Source organism: Neisseria weixii (assembly GCF_042658245.1).
Taxonomy (GTDB): domain Bacteria; phylum Pseudomonadota; class Gammaproteobacteria; order Burkholderiales; family Neisseriaceae; genus Neisseria; species Neisseria weixii.
In genome coordinates this window covers 1-3,648 of the sequence record NZ_JBHSPY010000061.1, presented here as the reverse complement: position 1 = coordinate 3,648, position 3,648 = coordinate 1, and the positions used below count along the sequence as shown (strand labels likewise).

The window sequence follows — 3,648 nt, the reverse complement described above, 5'->3', positions numbered from 1 at the left end:
ATGCAGTCGTAACCGATGTCCACAGACTGCCGAAGAAGTTGCCCAAATCCTGCCACAGTGCCTTGGCTCCGCCGACCACGCCTTCCCAGTTGGTGTAGAGCAGATAGGCGGCCGCGGCCAGTAAACCGAGTGCGAGGAAAATGGGGTTGGTCATCAGCGCCATGCCGAGTTTGAGAAAGCCCGAAGCCAGCATAGGCAGGAAGCGGATAACCGTCATCACTCCGCTGCCGAAAGCAGAGAATACAGTTTTAAGCAGACCGAAGCCTCTGGCCAAAAATCCCACTCCCGATTTAAACCGTAAGACCGTTGCCATCCAGTCCGCACCCAACAGGGTTTTGGCCAAGCGGAAAGAAGTCATCAGGCCACCGATTTCATTCCCCAAAAATCGGAAAACGAAACTGCCGGCTTTGAGCGAGGCCATACCTGCCGCCACATAAAACAGGGTATTGGCAAACTCCGGGTTCTTAGCTGCCCAATCGGCAAAACCGTTAATAAGCGGTTTGACGCCATTTATCATTTGGTTCAAGGCAGGCAGCAGCACGCTGCCTATGGTAATGCCGATTTCAGCCAGCCCGTTTTTCAAAAGCTGCCAATTGTTGGCTGTTGTCGTCGAACGCGCAGCAAACTCTTTCTCCATACTGCCCATAAATTCGAGCTTGCCGTCTTTTCCTGCTTTTTGCAGCTCTTGAACGGACTTTTTATAGGTATCCAAACCGCCAACCAACGCGGCTACATCATCGGCATATTCCAAGCCGAACAAATCCACCAACGCACCCATCTGGTTTTCTTTCGGCAGCTTTTCAATCTGCTTCAGGAAATCCATCAGCGCCTGTTCGCCGTTTTCGGTAATCGCTTTTTTCAGGGTTTTGGCATCCGTACCCATGCCTTCCAAAACGGCTTGGAATTTTTTGCCCTGCTTGTCTGCCGTCATCAGCTTGGTCAGCATACCGTTGACGGCGGTACCGGCCACTTCAGGTGTTTTGCCCAAGCTGATAAAGGCATTGGCAAGCGAAGCCGTCTGAAGTTCGGTCAGGCCGAACTGTTTGGCCACACCGCCGACTCGTCCGAGCGTATTGACAATGTCCGAAGCCTTAGCCGGACTGTTGTTGGATAAATGGTTGACGGCATCGCCGAGTTTGCCGATTTGGGCAATCGGGATGTTGTAGACATTGGCCAGCTTCGCCATGCTGTCGCCTGCTTGTTCGGCGGTCATATCAAAAGCCACCGACATCTTGGCGATGGTCTCGGTAAAGGCCGGAATATCTTGGCGTGCAATACCCAATTGGCCACCGGATGCAGCGATTTTGGCCAATTCGCTGCCTGCCATCGGAATGGTGCGAGTCATCTTTAAGATGTCCTGTTCCATTTCCTTAAACTGCTGCGGCGTATCGAAATCGACGACTTTGCGTACATCAGCCATTGACGACTCAAACGCAACCGCCAGCTTAACCGGTACAGCCACCGCACCGGCGGCAGTAGCAGCACCTAAAATCTCATCTTTAAAGTTATGGCGTTTGTCGTAATGTTGCTGTCGTTTCTGCTGCAAAACAGCAACATCGGCACGTTTGGCATCAATCTTAGCAATAGTGCGGCCGAGCTGATCGTATTCGCGCTTCAGCTCACCGACGCGGCTGCGGGTCATCCGCAACGGGTTTTCCAAAGTTTGGCCGAGCAGTTTTTGCCGTGCAGCCAAATTAGCACTGGTTTTATCCAGCACGTCCAAAGAAGATTTGACGGATTTGATGCCGGCTACCGCCGCACCAACGGATGCGCCGACGGTAATGCCCAGTGTGAATCCGTTTGCCATTTTTGCTATTAACCTTTATGATGGAAACATTAGGAGGGAATCATGTACGCAACCGAAAAATACGGGAAAATTTTCCACCGCGTCAGTGATGCGGCATTTCATGCCTGCTTTGTACTGTATTTGGCAGCGGTAGCCTTGGCGTTCGTTGCCTATTCGTCTGCTCCCTTAGTTGAATTGGTCTTGCCCCTGATTATTATCCTCGCCGCGGCAGTCGCACTTTATCTGCTGCTCGGTGGCCTACCAGCTATGCTGCTTAGTTTAGCTGTTGGCGGCTTGGCCGCAGGGCTGGTCTTTATCAAAGACAAACTGACTTAAAAACTGCTAGTTCTTCCATAACCCGCCTTAATCTGGCGGGTTGCTTCGTTTAACCAGTCTTCAAATTCATCCAGCGGCAGCGCATACACGTCTTGCACGCTCCAACCGAACCACCAAGCCACGTCTGCCGCTGCATTCAAGAGTCGTGCGTCGGCTTCCTGCCTACTCAGCGGCGGCTGATTCGGATCTGCCTTCTTGCGAGCGGCGAAACCAGTCTTGCATCTGTTTGTAATCGGCAAAATCCAGCTCGTCCAAGTCTTCAGGTACCAAGCCCGTAATGCGCGCAAAAATCGCCAGTTCCTGTTCGGCATCGCCGCTCAAATGCGCCACGGCACGAAAATCGCCCACGCGAGGGCGTCGCAGCTTCAGCTCAGTCAGCGTTTCGCCCGTCGCCAAGCGCACCGGATATTTCAGCTTCACGGTTTGGCTTACGCCCAAGTCTTCTTGCAGTTTCTGTGCTTCGTTCATTTTTCAATCCTTTTTAAAAGTTCAATACAAATAAAAATCGCTGTATCTGCGGGAGATACAGCGATTCTGCCAAAGGCCGTCTGAAACGGCTTTTAATACGTCTTAAAACCTACGCGCCGATGTTTTTGCGCATCTGCGCCAACACGTCTTTGCCGCCGACGCGGTAAATATTCTTAAACGCGTTGAAATACAGCACTTCGCGCCCGTCGATGACTTGGCGGATTTTGGTGGCCTGATAGGTGGTGTTGTGTTCCGATTTTTCTTTCGGCTTAAACGTGCCCAAGCCGTTTTTGCTCGGCAGCACGGTTAAAAACGTTACCACCGGCACTTCCTTGGCCAAACCCGCCGCATCGTGCAGCTGCTGGTTGGCACGCACCATCAGTTGCGCACCGCGAAACGGGTTGTAGAGTTTTTCGGCCACTTCGGGATAGACGCTGTTCCAAGTGATTTCGCCTTCCAAGGCTTCGGCACCCGATGGCAGCTTGATGGTGGCAAACAAGCCCAAGCCTTTGTGTTCGTCTTGGCTGATTTCAAAATCAGGCAGTTTGACTTCGGATGCCTTGCCCAACAGGCTGTTGCCGTCAACGTAAACGTTGGCGTTGTAAATCGCGCGGATGTAATCGCTCATGTGTCAGCTCCTTAATTGCTGTTGCCGGAGGCGAGGTTGACCAAGTATTTGCGCGTCATTACGCTGGTATTGGTGATGCGCTCGGCCGGCAGCTTGGGCGTGTAGTCGTATTTGATGGGGACTTGGTCTTTACTGAACGCATCGGGCAGGTCGTAATCGTAGTCCAAGCCCACTTCAAAGCCGACGATACTCGGCAGCGTACCCAGATAGGTGCGCACGGTTTCGACCAAGCTGTCGATGAGGGCATCATCAATCGGGCGGTCAACGTATTGCAGCTCGGCGCGACGGATGGATTCGTCAATCAAATCGCCCGTGCGCTGCGCCACTTAATGTTGTCGGAAAACTGGTACCGCAGCCACACCGCGCCGTTCAAGGCCGCGCTGGAAGACGGCACGCTCGACGGCTTGCCGCGCGACAAAGACATCCTTGC

Annotated in this window: 5 protein-coding genes and 1 pseudogene; 1 reads left to right on the top strand and 5 read right to left on the bottom strand. The window is 52.9% G+C overall.

Annotated elements, in window-relative coordinates:
* Positions 1–1,807: phage tail tape measure protein (locus tag ACFPVS_RS13505; protein WP_378595855.1), on the bottom strand; the 1,807-nt coding region annotated here is incomplete at its 3' end.
* A gap of 42 nt (positions 1,808–1,849) precedes the next feature.
* Between ACFPVS_RS13505 and ACFPVS_RS13500 the strand changes: the two genes are divergently transcribed.
* Complete coding sequence (locus ACFPVS_RS13500; protein WP_096295546.1) at positions 1,850–2,122, top strand: hypothetical protein; 273 nt, start codon at positions 1,850–1,852, stop codon at positions 2,120–2,122.
* Here the strand turns inward: ACFPVS_RS13500 and ACFPVS_RS13495 are convergent.
* The 4 genes and pseudogenes from ACFPVS_RS13495 to ACFPVS_RS13480 form a co-directional block, all read right to left on the bottom strand.
* Positions 2,119–2,262: a GpE family phage tail protein gene (locus ACFPVS_RS13495; RefSeq protein ID WP_198345270.1), complete on the bottom strand. Its 144-nt coding sequence runs from the start codon at positions 2,260–2,262 to the stop codon at positions 2,119–2,121. The two genes, ACFPVS_RS13500 and ACFPVS_RS13495, sit on opposite strands and share 4 nt — an antisense overlap.
* Before the next feature lie 22 nt (positions 2,263–2,284).
* Positions 2,285–2,590 (bottom strand): phage tail assembly protein, encoded by a 306-nt coding sequence (locus ACFPVS_RS13490; protein WP_096295547.1) that lies wholly within the window; start codon positions 2,588–2,590, stop codon positions 2,285–2,287.
* A gap of 109 nt (positions 2,591–2,699) precedes the next feature.
* Entirely contained in the window at positions 2,700–3,218 is a 519-nt protein-coding gene (locus ACFPVS_RS13485; protein WP_096295548.1) for a phage major tail tube protein, read from the bottom strand.
* 11 nt (positions 3,219–3,229) lie between these two features.
* Positions 3,230–3,544 (bottom strand): annotated as a pseudogene (locus ACFPVS_RS13480) (phage tail sheath family protein); the annotation flags it as partial.
* Positions 3,545–3,648 lie beyond the last annotated feature (104 nt).

Excerpts from the sequence above, each read along its gene's own strand:
- ACFPVS_RS13500 (WP_096295546.1), top strand. The coding sequence starts at position 1,850 with ATGTACGCAACCGAAAAATACGGGAAAATTTTCCACCGCGTCAGTGAT.
- ACFPVS_RS13490 (WP_096295547.1), bottom strand. The coding sequence starts at position 2,590 with ATGAACGAAGCACAGAAACTGCAAGAAGACTTGGGCGTAAGCCAAACC.
- ACFPVS_RS13485 (WP_096295548.1), bottom strand. The coding sequence starts at position 3,218 with ATGAGCGATTACATCCGCGCGATTTACAACGCCAACGTTTACGTTGAC.